22 protein-coding genes are annotated in these 19,269 nt (G+C 32.8%); 17 read left to right on the top strand and 5 right to left on the bottom strand.

The features are described from left to right. Window positions 1-222: 222 nt before the first annotated feature. The 7 genes from V6M85_RS05575 to V6M85_RS05545 all read left to right on the top strand — a co-directional run bounded on the left by V6M85_RS05575 (window position 223) and on the right by V6M85_RS05545 (window position 4,307). Window positions 223-777 (top strand): NTPase, encoded by a 555-nt coding sequence (locus tag V6M85_RS05575; RefSeq protein ID WP_338604041.1) that lies wholly within the window; start codon window positions 223-225, stop codon window positions 775-777. A gap of 173 nt (window positions 778-950) precedes the next feature. Next, window positions 951-1,787 (top strand): NAD+ synthase, encoded by an 837-nt coding sequence (locus tag V6M85_RS05570; protein ID WP_338604638.1) that lies wholly within the window; start codon window positions 951-953, stop codon window positions 1,785-1,787. Beyond that, the gene (locus V6M85_RS05565; protein WP_338604038.1) at window positions 1,778-2,590 is read left to right on the top strand and encodes a nitrilase-related carbon-nitrogen hydrolase; all 813 of its coding nucleotides are present in this window, start codon (window positions 1,778-1,780) and stop codon (window positions 2,588-2,590) included. The genes V6M85_RS05570 and V6M85_RS05565 overlap by 10 nt, the downstream gene beginning before the upstream one ends. Before the next feature lie 30 nt (window positions 2,591-2,620). Continuing rightward, complete coding sequence (locus V6M85_RS05560; RefSeq protein WP_338604035.1) at window positions 2,621-2,911, top strand: hypothetical protein; 291 nt, start codon at window positions 2,621-2,623, stop codon at window positions 2,909-2,911. 31 nt (window positions 2,912-2,942) lie between these two features. Continuing rightward, complete coding sequence (locus tag V6M85_RS05555) at window positions 2,943-3,071, top strand: hypothetical protein (RefSeq protein WP_338604032.1); 129 nt, start codon at window positions 2,943-2,945, stop codon at window positions 3,069-3,071. A gap of 51 nt (window positions 3,072-3,122) precedes the next feature. Continuing rightward, window positions 3,123-3,392, top strand: a complete 270-nt coding sequence (locus V6M85_RS05550) for a winged helix-turn-helix domain-containing protein (protein WP_338604029.1) — start codon at window positions 3,123-3,125, stop codon at window positions 3,390-3,392. A gap of 12 nt (window positions 3,393-3,404) precedes the next feature. Beyond that, window positions 3,405-4,307 carry a lysine exporter LysO family protein gene (locus V6M85_RS05545; RefSeq protein ID WP_338604027.1) on the top strand — a complete coding sequence of 301 codons (903 nt, stop codon included), beginning with the start codon at window positions 3,405-3,407 and terminating at the stop codon, window positions 4,305-4,307. On the opposite strand, the gene V6M85_RS05540 is transcribed toward V6M85_RS05545, so the two are convergent. Further along, a complete protein-coding gene (locus tag V6M85_RS05540; protein WP_338604024.1) occupies window positions 4,304-4,858 on the bottom strand; it encodes a hypothetical protein in 555 nt (184 codons plus the stop codon). The two genes, V6M85_RS05545 and V6M85_RS05540, sit on opposite strands and share 4 nt — an antisense overlap. Before the next feature lie 34 nt (window positions 4,859-4,892). Here V6M85_RS05540 and V6M85_RS05535 point away from each other — a divergent pair, with 34 nt between their 5' ends. Continuing rightward, window positions 4,893-5,624, top strand: a complete 732-nt coding sequence (locus tag V6M85_RS05535; protein WP_338604022.1) for a class I SAM-dependent methyltransferase — start codon at window positions 4,893-4,895, stop codon at window positions 5,622-5,624. Here V6M85_RS05535 and V6M85_RS05530 read toward each other — a convergent pair. Next, on the bottom strand, window positions 5,611-6,591 hold the full coding sequence (locus V6M85_RS05530; RefSeq protein ID WP_338604019.1) for a radical SAM protein: 981 nt from the start codon (window positions 6,589-6,591) through the stop codon (window positions 5,611-5,613). The genes V6M85_RS05535 and V6M85_RS05530 overlap by 14 nt on opposite strands. A 347-nt stretch (window positions 6,592-6,938) precedes the next feature. Between V6M85_RS05530 and asd the strand changes: the two genes are divergently transcribed. Genes asd through V6M85_RS05515 form a run of 3 tightly spaced genes read left to right on the top strand, consistent with a single transcriptional unit; the run spans window position 6,939 to window position 9,209 of the window. Continuing rightward, the gene (gene asd / locus V6M85_RS05525) at window positions 6,939-8,003 is read left to right on the top strand and encodes an aspartate-semialdehyde dehydrogenase (RefSeq protein ID WP_338604017.1); all 1,065 of its coding nucleotides are present in this window, start codon (window positions 6,939-6,941) and stop codon (window positions 8,001-8,003) included. A 31-nt stretch (window positions 8,004-8,034) separates the two neighbouring features. Continuing rightward, a complete protein-coding gene (locus V6M85_RS05520) occupies window positions 8,035-8,832 on the top strand; it encodes a hypothetical protein (RefSeq protein ID WP_338604014.1) in 798 nt (265 codons plus the stop codon). 32 nt (window positions 8,833-8,864) lie between these two features. Further along, on the top strand, window positions 8,865-9,209 hold the full coding sequence (locus tag V6M85_RS05515; protein WP_338604012.1) for a hypothetical protein: 345 nt from the start codon (window positions 8,865-8,867) through the stop codon (window positions 9,207-9,209). 9 nt (window positions 9,210-9,218) lie between these two features. Here the strand turns inward: V6M85_RS05515 and V6M85_RS05510 are convergent, their stop codons facing one another. Next, complete coding sequence (locus V6M85_RS05510; protein WP_338604009.1) at window positions 9,219-12,467, bottom strand: S53 family peptidase; 3,249 nt, start codon at window positions 12,465-12,467, stop codon at window positions 9,219-9,221. A gap of 553 nt (window positions 12,468-13,020) precedes the next feature. Here V6M85_RS05510 and V6M85_RS05505 point away from each other — a divergent pair. From V6M85_RS05505 to V6M85_RS05480, 6 genes are all read left to right on the top strand, one after another. Beyond that, window positions 13,021-14,259 carry an NADP-dependent isocitrate dehydrogenase gene (locus V6M85_RS05505; protein ID WP_338604006.1) on the top strand — a complete coding sequence of 413 codons (1,239 nt, stop codon included), beginning with the start codon at window positions 13,021-13,023 and terminating at the stop codon, window positions 14,257-14,259. 700 nt (window positions 14,260-14,959) lie between these two features. After that, complete coding sequence (locus V6M85_RS05500; protein WP_338604635.1) at window positions 14,960-15,241, top strand: hypothetical protein; 282 nt, start codon at window positions 14,960-14,962, stop codon at window positions 15,239-15,241. Window positions 15,242-15,315: 74 nt separating this feature from the next. Then, a complete protein-coding gene (locus V6M85_RS05495) occupies window positions 15,316-16,500 on the top strand; it encodes a Cdc6/Cdc18 family protein (RefSeq protein ID WP_338604004.1) in 1,185 nt (394 codons plus the stop codon). Further along, the gene (locus tag V6M85_RS05490) at window positions 16,481-16,801 is read left to right on the top strand and encodes a hypothetical protein (protein WP_338604001.1); all 321 of its coding nucleotides are present in this window, start codon (window positions 16,481-16,483) and stop codon (window positions 16,799-16,801) included. Before V6M85_RS05495 ends, V6M85_RS05490 begins: the two co-directional genes overlap by 20 nt. A 75-nt stretch (window positions 16,802-16,876) precedes the next feature. Next, window positions 16,877-17,701, top strand: a complete 825-nt coding sequence (locus V6M85_RS05485; RefSeq protein ID WP_338603999.1) for a mechanosensitive ion channel family protein — start codon at window positions 16,877-16,879, stop codon at window positions 17,699-17,701. A gap of 46 nt (window positions 17,702-17,747) precedes the next feature. Next, window positions 17,748-18,038, top strand: a complete 291-nt coding sequence (locus V6M85_RS05480; RefSeq protein ID WP_338603997.1) for a 4a-hydroxytetrahydrobiopterin dehydratase — start codon at window positions 17,748-17,750, stop codon at window positions 18,036-18,038. Here V6M85_RS05480 and V6M85_RS05475 read toward each other — a convergent pair. Both V6M85_RS05475 and V6M85_RS05470 read right to left on the bottom strand, forming a co-directional pair. Beyond that, a complete protein-coding gene (locus tag V6M85_RS05475) occupies window positions 18,030-18,536 on the bottom strand; it encodes a hypothetical protein (protein WP_338603995.1) in 507 nt (168 codons plus the stop codon). The genes V6M85_RS05480 and V6M85_RS05475 overlap by 9 nt on opposite strands. Then, window positions 18,533-19,246: a hypothetical protein gene (locus V6M85_RS05470; protein WP_338603993.1), complete on the bottom strand. Its 714-nt coding sequence runs from the start codon at window positions 19,244-19,246 to the stop codon at window positions 18,533-18,535. The genes V6M85_RS05475 and V6M85_RS05470 overlap by 4 nt, the downstream gene beginning before the upstream one ends. Window positions 19,247-19,269: the final 23 nt, after the last annotated feature.

The following is a 19,269-nucleotide window of genomic DNA, read 5'->3' as shown; positions in this document are numbered from 1 at the left end:
TTTTATTAGGATTATGGTACAAAAACCTTTTCCAACCTTTTTGGAAGACGTGCAACTCAAATGGATAGTTAAATTAGTTTTTATTTTATATATAGAGATTTATATAATATATGTATCTATTGATATAATGGGTTTTATCATATCTTGTGGAATTTTTGTAATTTACGCTATCCTCTACATAAGGAGGAGCGCTTTTATCAAGAAAATTATTTAAAAAGTGCCTTGCAGATCAGTAACAAGGTACAGGAAAATTTGAGCATAAAGAGCCGTCTAAGAGTTTTCATAACTGGCAATCCTGGAGTTGGAAAAACTACGATATTACTCTTTCTAGTTAAAGAATTGACTAATAGGAGTTATAAGGTGGCTGGCTTCTATTGCCCAGAAGTTAGAGAACAAGGAAGAAGAGTAGGATTTCAAATAGTTGACATATCCACAAATGAGAGAGATTGGTTAGCTAAAGAAAATGAACCAGGAAGGATAAAGATTGGTAAATATACATTATTGGAAGAGAACGCTAAAAGAATAGCTAATATAACACTATCTAGCATTAGCAAGGCCGATGTATTAGCCATAGATGAAATAGGGCCAATGGAACTAAAGATACGCTCTGTTAGGGATCTGATTGAAATCATGTTAAACAGCGAGAAACCATTGATAAGTGTAGTACATAGAAGCCAAAAGCTTCTTGAAGGAAAGACTTACACAGTTACAGTAGAAAATAGGGATTTAATCAAATACGAGATATTAGATTATATAGTACATAATATTGGAAAATAATAGGTGATCTATAGTCAACTATGCTAAAAGATCTATATCTAGAAAATAACAAAATTCGATCTTTTACAAAAATTTAAATTAATAAGAGATGACCAGAGTTAAATCACTATACCTCGCCGCTAGACGTCATAAAAACTTTTTCTATTTATCAACGTATATTATCACATATGGTAATGCCAGAATATATCAAAAAATCATTAACTGTAGACTGCGATACAATTACTAGCTACATTGTAGAGAGAATAAAGGAATATTTAGAATTTAGCAACAAAAAAGGAGGAGTAGTAGGAGTAAGTGGAGGAATAGATTCAGCAGTTACTGCAACCTTATTGGCTAAAGCTACAAGTAATTTCTTCATATTATTAATGCCCTCATCTTCAACACCAAAGATTGATTTGGACGATTCATTTGAAATTGTGAAGTTATTAAACGCACAAGATAAGTATAAATTAATTAATATAGATGATATTGTGAAGTTATTTGCAAATAAAATAGAGACTGACAATAAATACATTATAGGTAATATAAAAGCTAGGACTAGAATGATAATTCTGTACGCTTATGCTCAGATGTTAGACTATTTAGTAGTTGGCACTGGAGATAAAAGTGAATTGTTGCTAGGTTATTTCACTAAATATGGAGATGGAGGAGTAGACATCTTACCCATAGGTGATTTATATAAGACACAAGTTAGAATGCTAGGAAAATGTTTAGGATTACCGGACAGAATAGTCACCAAACCAAGCTCTCCAGCCTTATGGGAAGGACAGACAGCCGAGGGAGAATTAGGAATAGACTATGAGACAATTGACTCTATTTTATACTTAAGATTTGATGAAATGAGGGAAGAAAATGAAGTGGCGCAAATTCTAGGTATTCCAATAGATGTTGTTAAGAAAGTTGATAGACTTGTAAAAAATTCCCAACATAAAAGATTACCTCCAGAGATATTCAGATTAAGCGGAAGAGCAATAAACTCAGATTGGAGGTTCCCAAGAAGATGGGCTTAAAAGTAGAATTAGCACAGATCAGATCTCATCCCGGAGACGTACAGAGAAATTACGAAAAACACCTAAAAATAATAGAGAGTAGTAGCGCTGACTGTGTAATCTTTCCAGAACTCTCATTAACTGGATACATAATAAAGGACTTAACGTATGATATATACAAAGATGCGGAGAAGGCTGTTGAGAAAATCGCTGAAAAGACAAAAAAATGTGCAATATTTGGAACCATAAAGGAAGTAAGAAAGGGAATTCTTAGAAACTCTCTAGCAGTTGTCATTAATGGAAATCTTAATTACGTATACAAATTCTATCTTCCCACGTATGGTCTATTTGAGGAAAGAAGATACTTTCAAAGAGGAGATCCAATAAAGGATCTAAAAATCTTCGAGTATAATGGGGTAAAGTTTGGGGCAGTAATCTGTGAAGACGCGTGGCATCCAGAGCCAATAGAAGCGTTATCATTAATGGGGGCTGATGTTGTCTTCATACCCTCTGCATCACCTATGCGAAAATTAAGTGATAGACTCCTAATAGAGGATAATTGGGATGCTTTATTAAAGGCACACTCACTAATGAACACTGTATGGACTGTTTTCGTAAACGTAGTAGGGAGTCAAGAAGAGGAATACTTCTGGGGAGGATCTAGAGTGGTTTCTCCATTAGGTGAAGTAAAACTGAAATTAAAGTTATTCTATGAAGATAAAGGAATGGTTGAAATTACAGAAAATGAATTACTTAGATCTAGATTCTTCAGCAGTTACAGAGATCATATTAGGGAGTTTCATTCAATTCTCGATAAGCTATAACTTTTATAACTTCCTAAAACAAATACATATTTGACTATGCTTTCTCAAAGAATTAACATAAATATAGTACTTTTACTGATAATTATAATACTTTTAATAGTAGCTATCTTCTATCCCATAGCGTTAATTCCTGCTGCTTTAGCAGGAGCGTTTATTGATGGATATCCATTTGCAAAAATCTTCATACCAATACCATTACTGATATTATTCCTTTTAGGTCTCCATAACGATTTTTATGCTTTTGGTACTCTTGCAATGATATTATTGCTAGTATTTTTATTTATTAAAAGTATTACCAGACATCTAAGTTTTAAATTTTAAATTTATTAACTACCCTCTCTCTATTTTACATATGAGCAGTTTAGTTAAGTCACTTGTGATAATTAATCTATTATTATCTATAACATTATCACAATTTTTTGTAATTCCAGTAGTGATACTCTCGTTAAAATTCATTTTATCTAGTACAAAAAGAGATTAGAACGCTTGTTCTAACGCGTAGGGTTTTATCACTCTTTACAAATTTTAACATATGCTACTAAGATTAGATGAAGTCTTCCAAAATAAAGGATGGAATACAAGAAAGAAGATTTTAGATGAATTGAGAAAAAAACCGCAAACTGCATACGAATTATCAAGAAAGCTGGGATTAAATTATTCTACTGTAAAATATCATATAGAAATTTTAGAGAAATTTGGGTTAGTTACTATATATAAGAAAGATACAAAATATATATATGTTGTGACGAAAAATTATGAAATCCTTGAAAAATATATAGAGGAGGAAGCTAGAAGTAGATAACAGAGAAGAAGAGTGAATAACGAGGCAATATTTTTTATAACATTATATTTAGTATTTTTAGCGTTTGGTAAGGTAAAATATATAAAAGGAGTTGAAAGGATAACGGATGTTGTAGTGGTGATGTTAATACTAACAATTTCCTACTGGGCTGGAGAAGAGATTACAATTAATGAAGTACTAACTATAATTTTTACATCGTTAGCCCTCTCCATATTATCAATACTCATAACATACTTTTCTGGAATTACCATAGATTTCTATAATAGAAAAATCTTGATAAAAAAGGGTGAAAACATGAAAATAAGGTATGAAGGTGCTGATAAAGGAGGAATAGTAAAGTATATGGCGCCTTTCGTGATAGGTTGGATATTAGGCCTATTTATTCACATTAGCACCGTAAACCTATTAGTGAACCTTGTAAATTATGAGTTATATGCGTTAGCTTCAATACTAGGGTATATCATGGGTAAAGATCTTAATTTGAAAATACTCCTAAATAGCGGTAAAGATTCCCTACTCTCCATTTTGATTACAATTTTAGGTGACATTTTGTTAGCAGTTATAATATTCGCATTGCGCATAACTAATTTCAGTGTAGCATTAGTTATTGCATTAGCTAGTGGATGGTATAGTTATGTAGGGCCATTAGTAGCAGTTTCAACTAATCCGTATTTAGGTACTCTTGCATTCCTAATAAATTTCCTAAGAGAACAATTCACATATATTTTAGTTCCTTTATTACTTAGGTTAAAATTTGAACCCAGATCAGCAATAGCTGTGGGAGGTGCTACAGCAATGGATACAACATTACCACTATACGTAGAAACTTTAGGAAAAGAGTATGCTCTGTCTGCAATGGTTACTGGGGTATTACTCACGCTGGTAATACCAATAATTTTACCTCTAATTATCTAAATTTTACCTATTTTTATCAAAACTACAACAGCAACAATTATAGCGATAAGAAGGATTATCAAAGGCAAATAGCTGAATATTGTAGGAGACTGAGAGTTATTTTCAGTATTTACTTCATAAACGTATATTTGTAGGTTTTTAGATGTACCATTTATCTGATATAGGATATTATTATGATATATTAAGTTTAATACAATTTGAGTACCATACATCTCCAAGAATCCCTTATATATAGAAACATTCACGTTATTCTCCATTTTAACTGAAATTAGTGTCAAATTCTGAATTTCGGTTCCATTTATAACAAATTCTGGTGGAAATAACGAGTAATTATACGTTGTAAAGACCCTATTATATACTATACTGCCATTAGTATTGAGTATTGTAAAATTATATGATAGAGGTGATGTAGATATAACAGTGTAATTATATGTATAGAGATATAAAATGTTATTATAAATTATCTGAACGTTATATGTGAAGTATTGATGGGGTTGAAGGGGAGCAAAAACGAATAATATGAGAAATATAAATACAAATTGATGAACCATACATTAATAACTCTCTTTAACATTTATAAAACCTATGAGTGATGAGTGGATCAAAGTCTTTGAATCAGATTTTTACGTTCGTGAGATGATAAAGGTTTGGGACGAAGGAGAGAAGTGGGCTAGTTGGATTGATGAAGTTGTAAATAAATTTAAATTGGGTAAAAAAATCCTTGATGTACCTTGTGGAGTTGGTAGGGTAGCTTACTTTTTGGCAAAAAGAGGGTATGATGTAACTGGTATAGATATTTCCGAAAGAATGATAGCTATGGCTAAGTCTAATATTCAAAATGGGAAATTTGTAGTAGGTGATATGAGAAGATTAAATGAAATCGTAGGTAATGAAAAGTATGATCTTGTTATTAATATTTATAATAGCTTAGGATATTATACTGAGGAAGATGATCTAAAAGTTCTTGAATCCTTAAGAAATGTAACTAAAAAGATTGTAGTTATTAACCTGGATAATAGAGACTATATAATATATAATAGACCTAATGAATATTACACATTCATTCCACCATATCTGGTATATTCAAAAGTGGAATTTGAACAAGAAACTTCCAGGTTAAAAATACATAGAAAATATTATATGGATAATAAGGAGGTGGGAGAAATAAGTTATGCACAAAGACTTTACAGTATCCATGAAATTCTTGCTCTACTTAAAAAAGCAGGGCTGACACCAATAGAAATACTTTCTGGGTATTCTTGGAAGAAGTTCAGCATAATGGATCCAGAAATGACAATAATCGCTACGCCATCTTAGCTAAATAAATTTCATCCTTATTCCTAGTAATTTTAATCTTTACTTCTATACCTTCCGGCAAATCATCCACACCAGTCACTGTAACTACTCTATTTTTAGCTATAACTAAAACCTCGTTATACATCCAACCCTCACTAAAGACTCTTCCAACAACTTTTTCCCCAACATCCATTATTGGGCCCAATCTTACATCTTGAACAACCATGAAATCACTAGGGGATAGTTTCAGTTTTACATCAGTGACCTTCTCTAAATTATCTAAAAACTTATAAAATTCTTTCCAACTTGGTTCATTAATGTTGGGCAACTTCCTACCCTTTTGATGTCTAACATACTTTTGGATACCTAATCTAAAGCCATTTTCTTTAGCCAACTTTATTATTTCTATCATATCCTTATCGTTCACTCCAGGTAACCAAACTGGTGTTAGCAAAACGTCTATACCATTCTGCTTAGCGTAAATTGCCATTTCAACTACCCTCTTAACACTATAACCATTATGCCCAGCTAATTGCCTAGCCTTTTCTTCATCTAATGAATCGATAGACAAATTTATTCTATCTAAGCCAGAATTAGCTAGTTTATTTATCAGACTTCTGGTTAACGGAAGTCCATGGGTTTCTATTGCGACTTCAAAAACTTTTTCGTTCTCTTTCAACCCGCTAATTATTTTATGTATATCTGGATGCAGTATGGGCTCTCCTACTCCGTCAATTAATATACCAACCTTATGGATCTTCCTGCTTATAACGTAATTAGACCAATTAAGCAAATGCTCCGCATCCACAATGAATTCAACCCTCCTATGTCGGGATTTAGGCCCAGCATCCACGGAACAAAATTTACAGCTCATTGGACAATTGCTAAATGGCCTAATTTGAAGTAAATTTGTACCCCTATCAATAATTCCAAATGCTATATGCCCAATCAATGGTACTGGCTCATTAATACTTACTAATTTTATCACTTTAATTCAATTTAATTCATTCTTATTTTTAAATTTTTCCCTCTTAATAGTTTCTGAGAATCACTTTCAGTTAATTGCTACTTAAGATAATTTCGCTTTTGGCTTAAAATACATATTCAGCACCCTATCTTTAATTTGAATACGGAGTATACTGGGTAGAAAATCACGGAATTTTTTAAAGAACACAAATAAAATTCAGATAAAGCTTCAAGTAACTTATGCTACCTACTATTATATTGATTTAGATCTATATTCAGTTTTATATATAATTGACTCCAAAATACTATAGCTTATACTTTCTAAATAAGTTTATATTCCAGGAGCATCATATTTTATACTGAATAAAAATGAGAAGGATCCTTAAAGCAGCAATATTAGGATCCACTGGCTTAGTAGGAATAGAATATGTTAGGATGTTATCGAATCATCCTTACATTAAAGTTTCATATTTAGCAGGGAGAGGTTCTATAGGGAAGCCTTATGGAGAGGTAGTAAGATGGCAAACTATAGGCCAAATTCCAAAAGATATAGCAAACATGGAAGTGAAACCTACTGATCCAAAATTAATGGATGATGTAGATATTGTTTTCTCTCCCTTACCTCAAGGTGCTGCTGGCCCAGTAGAGGAAGAATTCGCTAAACATGGATTCCCAGTAATAAGTAATTCTCCAGATCACAGGTTTGATGCAGACGTGCCATTACTGATACCAGAAATAAATCCACATACCATAGCCCTAATTGATGAGCAAAAAAGAAAACGTGATTGGAAGGGGTTCATACTCACTACGCCACTTTGTGCTGCTCAAGGTGCTGCAATACCTTTAGCACCTATATATATGAACTTCAAAATGGATGGAGCATTTATAACTACTGTACAGTCGCTTTCTGGTGCAGGATATCCCGGAATACCCTCACTAGATATAGTAGACAACGTATTGCCTTTAGGTGATAATTACGATAATAAGCTCGTGAAGGAAGTTAGTAGAATCTTAAATGAAACTAAAAGGACTATTGATCAGGATAACATATCCCTAGGCGCAACAACTCATAGAGTTGCTACTATTCATGGCCATTACGCAGTAATTTACGTTACATTTAAAGAAGATATTAGCATAGAAAAAATTAGGGAAAGCTTAGATAGCTTTAGCGGAGAGCCCCAAAAATTAAACTTGCCTACTGCTCCCGAAAAACCTATACTTTTAACCAATCAAGATACAAGACCTCAAGTTTATTTCGATAGGTGGGCTGGAGAGCCACCTGGAATGAGCGTAGTAGTAGGGAGGCTAACTCAAATTAATAGGAGAACTATAAGGTTAGTCTCAGTAATCCACAACACTGTGAGAGGAGCTGCGGGAGGAGGAATATTAGCTGCTGAGTTGTTGGTAGAGAAAGGATATATAAGTAAAAGGTAACTCTTTTTATTACCATTTCCTACTGTACCTTATGAATTTTATTACATTTACTGAGAAGTTGGGAATTGATAGGGAAGCAGCAATAAAAATTTATAGGATGTTTAACGGTGGATACTTTGAAAGTTTATACTATTCAAAACCACCTATTCTCCATAAACTTAGAGAATGGCCAAGAAAGTATCTAACCAAGAGAATAATGTTTGTAAAAAGCCCGCAACTCAATCAAGCTTTCGAGGCATTGATTTGGACTGACATCATAACAATATATGGCATGTCAGCTAAATTAATCAACGAACCCATTAAATATGATATTTTAAGTAAAAATATAGATTATGTTTACGATAAAATCAAAGAATATTCTCTTTCCAATAAGTTTACGGAATACCCTACTTTCTCGAATTTAGATCTATTTAAGGTGGATTTTTCACCATTTATAATAGATTTAGCTAATAAACGAATAGAAGAGAAAAATACTGATGATTTAGTTATAATAAATGATATAGCATATGATAGTAAACTTATGGAAGAAATAAAGATAAAATATCCATGGGCAAAAAATGTTAAAAGAGAGAACGCTATAAGGGCCTTCCAATTATCAGATAAAGTAAATGAGTTCATTGAATATGCATTACCATTCATATGTTATTTGGCAGCATCAAAAACATTTTACTTTGATCATATACTTTTAAACAATACTATTTCAAATACAATCAATACTATTGAACAAGAAGGAAGTAGAGCAATAAAAGAGCAAGAAATCTCTAATGAATACCAAAGAAAAATAAGGGAACTCTATCAACTTCTTATTACCACCCTTAATTACTTCTAGGTTTAAATACTATTTTAGCATAAAGATAACCCGTGACAACAAGAGGAAAAGAACAACAGAAAAAAAGAAGGTATAGTGAAAGCATTTCTGCATTTAAAAAAGAATTGAAAGCTTTGAGTTTTGAACCAATATATGGAGAGTCAATAAAAGACATCATCACAAGATTAACTGTGAAGATAGAGGAAATAGCTAATCAATATAAATACTCAGTTGAATTTCCAGAAAAAGCTGAAATAGAAGCTGAAGGAGATATTTACTACTTCATTTATCCCATTACAATAAAGACCAAGTCTGGGAGAAAAAAGATTCATCTTCATGTTCAATATTTGATGTATGATCAAAATCAATGGGTTGGCATGATAACTAGCGTAAAATAAGGAAAGTAACTATGTTTGTTTCTTCTTAACTCTCATGAATACAACAAATATCGCTGTCAGAATGTCTAGAATAACTCCTATTATAAGGAGTAAATTATCGTTTAAACCAGATCTCAAATGAGTTAGTTCACCATGGGATATCACTGTAATATAACGTATATTATTAGTACTAGCTGTAGTACTATTTAGACTTATTATACTGGCGTTGCTTAAATTTACATTTAATGCTTTAGAATCTATCAGCGTAACTGTAGCATTTTTGACTATTAAGTTGCCTACTATACTATTTATAAAAGTTGCATTGTGACCAACTATTATAGCCTCATTAATGAACTCATTAAATGCAATTGATCCGTTAAACACATTTACATACACATAAGGCAAGACGACGAACTCATTAGAAGGCAATAATGGATTTATGGTTAGAGAGTTTACGTTAAGAGACGCAGGGAAGACTGTTGGTATACCTTCCGCCGATATGCCTTCCACATACACATACCAATAGCCAGATATTCCATAAGTGGAGTACCCTAATGAGTTAGATGAAGACCCACTAGGAATCTGTAATGATCCTATCCAGCTACCATTCGAGTAATCTAGAGGCACACTGTATTGTAATTGTAAATTATCGAATTCACTGGAAAGGTAAGAAGGAACTACTATTGCTGAGAATGAGCCATATTTAACCTCAGTACCATTAGGATAGGTAATGTTAGCTATAATATAGATTTTCTGATTTTGATAGACTAGACTACTATTAGGCATAATTTTAACTTTAACGTTAAGGGAATAAGGAGCGACGTAAATTTGAGTTAGACCAATGCCTTCTGCAGTATAATTAGAAGCATTATATACGGCCCTAGCTACCACATAGTAATAGCCTGGTCTTAATGGAGGTAAGCTTATCTGCGTTATATATATTAAAGTATTTTGGTAATCAATACCATTTACTGGTATCGAATATACTTCGTCCCCAGAAATGTTGTAGAAACTCACGGTAACATTAGGAGAACCTAACGCTAAAGCTTCTGCAAGAATTGTCACATTTTCACCTGGAGCTACTACAAGAGGATTAGTGAATATCGGAGGGTATACTGCATCGAGTATATATATTCCTGCAACAAATTCATCAAATCCGAAAACACCAGCTAGTTTGATGACATAAACTCCACTTACAGTGTTGGTTGGAAGTTGATAAACCCCAGTGAGATATCCTAGCTGAATTTGAATACCCAAGATAGACAGATTTATAACCGCACCTCTCTGCAATTGGACATTTGATACTGGGATCGCCTTATTGCTTACTAAATTGTACTTGTATATTGTAGCTGTTAGATTACTTGGAGGATTCTTAACTAATGAACCATTTGGATAAATCAATTGTACTACTATAGGAATTGACTCAGGTTCTGGAAATAACGCTACAGGTGGAAATATGAATTGAGCCTGATAACCTATTGTAACATAACCTGAACCCTCTAAATTACCTGCCTTTACTATAACTTCTTGAATACCACTACCCTCTGCAGTAAATTCACCAACCCAATAAGTTCCATTGAATTTTAATGGAAACTGTTGAACTATAGAACTTCCATTATAGACAATACCAATAACGTTCGAAGCAACAACACCGCTTATGTTTGCAATTACCTTCACTGTCTGACCATCTAAGTATGTCGTATTACTCACTGCAACAGAAATTCTAGGAGAGTTTATCACTTTAGGTAATAACATGTATAAATATCCAGCATTAATAGACCCTAGACCTGTTACGGGATTTAGACCTTCTGAAGAATTAACATAATAAGGTGTATTGTACCCAAATTTTATAGGTGTTAATGCACTCGTATTCTTTAATTCATAAAGAAATGGATTTATAAATCCAAGTTTACCGTAATGTTGGGTCATTAAATCTATTATACCAGCGACTATAGGTGCTGCTAATGAAGTTCCTCCTACAAGATAAGTTTGATTATAGTAATATAGAATGAAGACTCCGGTATAGGGATTAGCATCAGCAACTACATCAGGTACTACTCTGAAACCGCTTATGCCTTGATACCAAGGTGCTGGGAATAATGAACTATAACCACCAGTAGATGCTCCAAGAACACTTTCTCCACTCCATGCAGTTTCAATAGTATTATTTCCTGAAATATACACAGAAGAGCCTCCAACTGCTAAAACATAAGGTATAGAAGCTGGAAATATCATGGAACCTTGAGGCGTTAAATAGTAATTGTAGCCGTTTCCTCCTGCATCACCTGAAGCTGCTACAAAAGTTATTCCTTCTACTTCACCTAACCAGTACTCATACATTAAAGAGTTGACATAGGAAAGTGGAATCAAACCCAATTCTACGTAAAGTTCGGGAATTCCAAAACTCTGTGATAATACATTAACCTCGTTTTGTTGATCTATAAAAGCTATTATCGCTGGAAGAGGAATGTTGGGATTAGCTACATATAAGACGATCCCTGCATCTGGAGCAACGATATGAGCATATTCAACATCTAATGAAATCTCCATAGCCCAACCCGATAATATACCATCGTTTGGATTATATGCACCTATTGGAACTATCTTCAAGAATGGAGGATTAGATATGTTATTCTCTTTATCAAATTCTAACAATTGCTGTTGAATATAAGGATCTCCGTAAAAGTCCAGTATACCTATTGTTGTACCTTTTCCAGTTATATTATATTTATATAACCAACTTATATTGTAGGCGTTCAGTAATTGGTTAGGTTGTAAAGCGTTATAGGCTACTGCTTGCGTGATATTATATAGTGTGGTGGGTTTACTCAAGAACAATGAGGTAATATTAGTACCTATTACAATAGCATTTGATATTGTTGGGGATCCAGAGAACTCATAGAATTTCTTTCCATCAAAGTTATATACATAAAACTTTCCATTTAATGCTTTCTCTAATTGGGAGACTGTTCCACTTGCTAATATAACATTCATGTAGTTTGTTGCGGTTATGTTCATGTGCCTTAACTCTGATAGTAATTTAGATATTTCCACATTAGGAATGAAGAGTTTTTCTACTTCACTTTCATTCAATATTACATGTTCTTGAACATATTGTTGTAATAAAGTTAAATTACTCGGAGGCAGGACTATTGAGACAGTTAAGTAATAATTTGAGGGTAATGTAGATATAGGTTGATAATGTGTAGCATTCATGGTTAGTGGTAATCCTAACCCACTTAAGATTAAGGATATCGCCAAAATTACACTCCATGCCATCAAAGGTATTATGGTTTTTGAGCGTATATACTTTTTCCAAACTGAAGCTACACTATTAAAGAAAGCAGTTAAAGTCTTTTTCTAAAATGTAATACCCAAACGCGGATTAAGAAGATAAAATCCCAATTATTCTATTACAAGCAACTTAAAATACGTAATTTAAATTATTGTAGTTTAAGTCTTCTACCAACAATTAGTAGATTTAACTCCCCGGTTAAATCCGTTAATTAAGGTCGTTATTAAAAATCAGCCATGGATTTAACGGAGTTATTTAGATCGTAAAAAATTTATAGAAAACTAATTTAATTAAATAGCTGATTGTAAAGTAGGCTAACGCGTGAAGAAATCCAAATAATTATTTGAATTCAAAAAGGGAACCCTAAGTAGTCTCATTAATAAGCATAAAAATTTTAATTATATTTTGAGTCAAAAGTGAAGATTGAAACACCTAAAGAACTTTTTGAACTCAGTCATCCGTTATCTATGTATCACCTTTAGAGTCTGCTAATTCTTAATCAGCGATTTTAAATTTGTATACTAGAGTTAGATTTTGATGCAAAAGATACCAGAAGATGGAGAAGTAATTAAATTTGAAAATGGGAAATGGCTTGTCCCTAAGAAGCCGATAGTTTTGTATGTGGAAGGTGATGGTATAGGACCTGAAATAACACAAGCGGCAATAAAAGTAATAAACAAAGCGGTAAGTAAAGCTTACGGATCTGATAGGGAAATTAAGTGGGTTGAAGTTCTAGCTGGAGATAAGGCAGAAAAAATAACTGGAAATAGGTTTCCTAAAGAATCTGAAGATTTAATACAGAAATATAGGGTCTTACTAAAGGGACCTTTAGAGACTCCAATAGGTAAAGGATGGAAATCTATCAATGTAGCTATAAGGCTTATGTTAGATCTTTACGCTAACATAAGGCCAGTTAAATATATTCCAGGTATTGAGAGTCCTATCAAGAATGCAGATAAAGTTGATATGATAATATTTAGGGAAAATACTGATGACTTATATAGAGGGATAGAATATCCCTATGATAGTGAACAAGCCAAGAAAATCAGAGAATTCTTAAAGAAAGATCTAGGAGTAGAAGTAGAAGATGATACAGGAATCGGTATAAAAGTCATTAGTAAATTTAAAACGCAGAGAATCGCGAGAATGGCAATAAAATATGCTATTGATCATAAAAGAAAGAAAGTAACCATAATGCATAAAGGTAACGTCATGAAATACACCGAAGGAGCATTCAGAGAATGGTCATATGAGGTTGCAACAAAAGAGTTTAGAGATTATGTTGTAACTGAAGAGGAGATAAATAAAAACTATAATGGAGTACCACCATCAGGAAAGGTAATTATAAATGATAGAATTGCTGATAACATGTTCCAACAAATAATAATAAGACCAGAAGAATACGATGTAATATTGGCACCAAACGTAAATGGAGACTATATATCAGATGCTGCAGGAGCATTAGTAGGTAATATAGGTCTACTAGGTGGAGCTAACATAGGAGATTCTGGAGGAATGTTCGAGGCTATACATGGTACAGCACCTAAGTATGCTGGCAAGAATGTCGCAAACCCAACTGGAATCATAAGAGGAGGTGAGTTAATGTTAAGATTTATGGGCTGGGATAAAGCGGCGGACTTAGTTGACACTGCAATTATGGAATCAATAAAACAAAAGAAGGTAACACAAGATATTGCAAGGTTTATGGGTGTAAGAGCACTATCAACTACGGAGTATACTGATGAATTAATCGCAATAATTGATACGTTAGCTTAATTGCTTTTTTACAGTAAATTTCCTCCGTTTCGTTAAGCTATTATACCCTAATTTCTCCCTTTTTCCTAGCTTATGCAATAGGGACACTCTGTGAATTTCCTCCGTTTCTTGTAAATAATAGCTCTTGAAAAACAACATTATTATACAAACGCTTGTTTGAATTATTCAATTCATGCCATAATTAAATGTAGAGTTTCAGTGGAAATTCACACAGTCTGTTCCATAATATGGTATTACCCTGTACAAACGTATTATCTATCTCTTCACTTTAAAATCTATGTTATGTTAATAATAAATTACAGTTCATAATTTTATAACATATATTCTGTAATTCCCTTGATACCTTGAAACTATGGATACTGCCTGTGATTCCTCAGAACAAGAATCAAGTTCTCTATTCAACTTGCTCATCGAATTCTAACACTTTAACCTCACTTATCTCTGCGGCTTCAATACCTCTTATCTAAATATTAGGGTTTTTATGGCTTCAGAAAACAGTTGAAATTTACTGTATAACTGGGGAGTTAAATGATCATCAATTTTTGGAAATTTTCCTGTTAATATCTCTTAATCAACTCGTATAATCCCTTAACGACGCGTTAAAAATATTTAGATGGTATACCTTTAAGAATTTAACAATCTTGAAAAGATTAATAAATAACTTATTTGAGTTGAACATGTGACAGCAATTTTAAGAAGAATGTTTATAAAGTCTACTATGGCTGTATCTTTTTCTATCTCATACTTATTATATCTTATCGCTAAGGCATCATTTGGGTCAGGCAAATTAGCATTTATTATTGCGTTATTGCAACTTTATCCTTATTTTTTGATAGAATATCTCCCAACAAGTCAAATAGTATCATTATTCTTTCAGTCCCTTCTTTTACTAGTTTTTGCTATTCTAGTTCTTGTTATAACGTATATGATTTTCTCTTTTTATAAATTGTATAGAATTACTAAAAACCTAGTTTTGAAGTAATATTGATGTGACCTGAAAGCTAGATGTTACCAATACACACATAGGAAACAGGTTTAACAGTAGAAACATATGAAATGTTTGTGATTAGGGAGACATTAAAAGGTGGTAAAGGTGAAGTCATAAAGAACCCAAAGGTGTTTATTGATCCTTTGTCAGTATTTAAGGAAATTCCGTTTAGAGAAGATATTTTGAGAGATACCGCCATAGCTATAAGGTATTTTGTGAAGAATGAGGTTAAGTTTTCAAACTTATTTCTTGGATTAACTGGAACTGGTAAGACATTTGTCAGTAAATATGTTTTCAATGAGATTGAAGAGGTTAAAAATGAAGATGAGGAGTATAAAGAGGTAAAACAGGCTTATGTTAATTGTAGAGAAGTCGGTGGAACCCCTCAAGCAGTTTTATCTTCATTAGCTGGAAAGTTGACTGGTTTTTCAGTTCCTAAACATGGGATTAATCTTGGAGAATATATAGATAAGATAAAGAACGGAACAAGAAACGGTAAGGCAATAATATATCTAGATGAAGTGGATACGTTGGTTAAGAGGAGAGGAGGTGACATAGTTCTCTATCAATTGCTACGATCTGATGCTAATATATCAGTTATAATGATAAGTAATGATATAAATGTAAGGGATTACATGGAGCCTAGAGTTTTGTCCTCTCTAGGTCCATCAGTTATTTTTAAGCCTTATGATGCTGAACAATTGAAGTTAATCCTTTCGAAGTATGCTGAATACGGCCTAATAAGAGGTACATACGACGATGAGATATTAGGATATATTGCAGCTATTTCTGCTAAAGAACATGGTGATGCGAGGAAGGCTGTTAATCTTCTTTTCAGAGCAGCTCAGTTGGCATCTGGAGAAGGCATGATAAGGAAGGAACATGTAGATAAGGCTATAGTTGAATATGAGCAGGAAAGACTTATAGAGGCCGTAAAGGCTCTTCCATTTCACTATAAGTTAGCGCTAAGGAGTCTGATAGATTCAGAAGACGTAATGTCTGCTCATAAAATATATACAGATCTTTGCAATAAATTCAGACAAAAGCCTTTATCGTATAGGAGATTTTCAGATATAATATCTGAACTAGATATGTTTGGAATAGTTAAGATAAGAATAGTTAATAGAGGAAGAGCTGGTGGTGTTAAGAAATATGCACTAGTTGAAGATAAGGAAAAAGTATTGAAAGCCCTTAATGAAACTTTTGATGATAATATTGATATTGGTGAGTTTGATGATTTGGGAGAAAGTTAAGACTTTAGAGGATAGATTAGGACAACTGAAAAAGGAAATTGAGGAAATTGAAAAGGAACTGGAGGGTTTACCTTCTGGCCATTTGGAAATTAAGAGAATTAATGGAAATAGCTATTATTATTTAAGATATTGGGAAGACGGTAAACTAAAAAGTAGATATATTGGGAGATTTGCTAACGATATCGAAAGTAAACTTTTGAAAGCAGAGGAGTTAAGAAGAAAGCTGACACAATTAAAAGAGGAAGAGAAGCGTTTATCTAACATTATAAGCAAGATAGAAAGGTTTTTATCAAATTATTAAAATATCCTTAAATTCTCATATATGTTTTAAGATAAGCTTATATACATTCTCTATAAATATATTAAATGAATAAAGATGTTAGTAGTATCAGCACAAACATCTGTTAGTCAAGCGTTGTCAAGCATAGCGACAAGTATTGTTGATGCAATACCCTCAATAATATTGTTCGTTATAATACTACTCATAGGGTATATTGTTGGTAACATTGTAGCTTATTCCATAAAAGCCTTCCTAGGAAGAATATTTAAAGAGGAACATGTCAGAGCAAGTGTAGATATAATAGCAGGAACTGTAAAGGCCCTAATCATACTAATTGCCTTATCAATAGCGCTTTCTTTTATTCAAATAGGAGCTGCTTCAACATATGTTCAGCAGATTGCTAATTATTTGCCCAAGTTAGCTGGTGCTATTGTATTACTTACCATAGGTTTAACTTTAGTTAATATTTTAGTGGATTACATGCAAAGGCAAGTAGGTACTAAGACAACGGATGATCTAATAACTGCAATATTTAATGTGTTGAGATTTGGATTATATGCAGCAATTATAACTGTCGCCGCAGCCTTAGCAATCTTCAGTGTTATACCTTATGTAGATCCGTATGTGTTCTATGCAGTGATATTAGGTGCAGTGATATTGTATGCATCATATACGTTAATTGATAAAATATTAGTTCCATTTGCTAGTTCTAACCAAGAGTTAGCCTATATTGCAAATTATGGCAGATTATTGTTATATATCATTGTATTATTAATTGCTATTGCCATAATAGTTGAACCTTTTGGTAATGTAACATCAATAATATATGCCTTATCGTGGGGTCTAGCTATAGCTTTTGCAATAGCACTAATTCCATTAGTGATAACTTTAGTTAAGAGGTTCTTGTCAGAAGTCAAATGATTTTTTATAAGAGTCTTTTTTTATTCTTAAGTTATACATATTGGTTATGAGAGGAATATCTTCAAAGGAGTTGGAGGAACTTAAAAGTCAAGGATGGTCAGTATCTGAAGATGGAAAGAAAATCAAAAAAGAATATAAATTAAAGGACTTTAAACAATCAATAGATTTGTTGAGGGAAATACAGCCTTCTGCAGACGCTTTAGATCATCATCCTGATATCTGCGTATATTACAATAGGGTCATAATCGAGTTAACTACACACGATTTTGGAGGATTAACAGATCTTGATTATCAATTAGCTGTAAAAATTGATGAAATATACAAGATGTTAAGCTAAAAGAAACTCAATTCTTTCTCTTCCACCCACTTTAATTCCTTTATTTACTTTAATTTTTAGAAAGCTATCGAATATGCTTATTTGTCCTTTTATCTTGGCATTTAGTATCTTACCCGGTAATCTCCATATGGCCTCATAAGGATATTCCGTTATTTCCTCCTCATATACATTTTCATAGACGTTAACTCCTCTTTTTAGCTTTCCCTTAAATTTTATTATAAATTCTATTACGGGATGAGTGACATCTAGAAGAAAAATATCTGTGTTAACTACTATTGCTTTCACTTTTCTTTCATTTATGAGTATTTCCTCATCGTCTAAGAAGTTCTGCATATTTCCCTTTACTAATTCTATTTCTTTGTCTAGCATTTCTTTAGTTAAACTTGCGTAGTAATTTTCAGGATCATAATAGTGGAAGAACATGTATTGTGTTACGTTTCCCAATTTATCCATGACGAAATTTCCTATTCCAAAAATTGGAGTTACTTTTTCACTCATCTTTTCCTCCTTTTTCTTCCGGTTTCAATTTGCAAATAAGTTTGTAAAACTTCTTTTAGAGTAGGGCAATCATTAAGTTTTCTTTTTAATTCTGTTATAAAACAACATAATGCACCTAATCTCTCTAATGTGGTGAATTTTATCGAATTTTGTGGCCTTTCAGTGGATATAGCTAAAAATTTACCTTGTCCTGCTAGCGCTTTCAAATAAAGTCTACCTGTTGTTGCTAGTTCTGTGGTCGTCCATTTTCCCTCAGATGTTTCTGGTAGTTTTATTTCATTCCATGATACGTTACTACATTCGGTCTGGCATTCGAATTCTTCATCAGTACTTATTAGATCTACGACTTCGGCCTCTGCTGTTTGTGTAGTAGAAGAAAGGAAATTTGCAACAGAGTTCTTTAATTCCTCTTTCTGATATCCGCAACATGCCAATGCTTGTAACTCGTCTAACATTTCAAAATCCCTTAAATTTATATTGTTTGTCCCCCTTGCTGTCGATATTGTAAGTAGAGTTAACGAATTAGGCAACATAAGAACTTCGAATTTGAAATAATTAGAATCGGCTATTCTTATAATGTAAGTTTTATTTTCCTCGTTCGATAATTTTCTAAAACCTTCGAATTTTTCTCGTAGAAAATTTACGTCACAATTAGGCACTAAAAACGAGAAACCTCTAATTTCCCTAGTTAGTTTAGTGGAGCATTTCATCGTATATATTATATTCCAGAAGG

This window comes from Sulfolobus tengchongensis (assembly GCF_036967215.1).
GTDB classification, from domain to species: domain Archaea; phylum Thermoproteota; class Thermoprotei_A; order Sulfolobales; family Sulfolobaceae; genus Saccharolobus; species Saccharolobus tengchongensis_A.
This window is presented reverse-complemented; position numbering and strand designations above follow the sequence as displayed.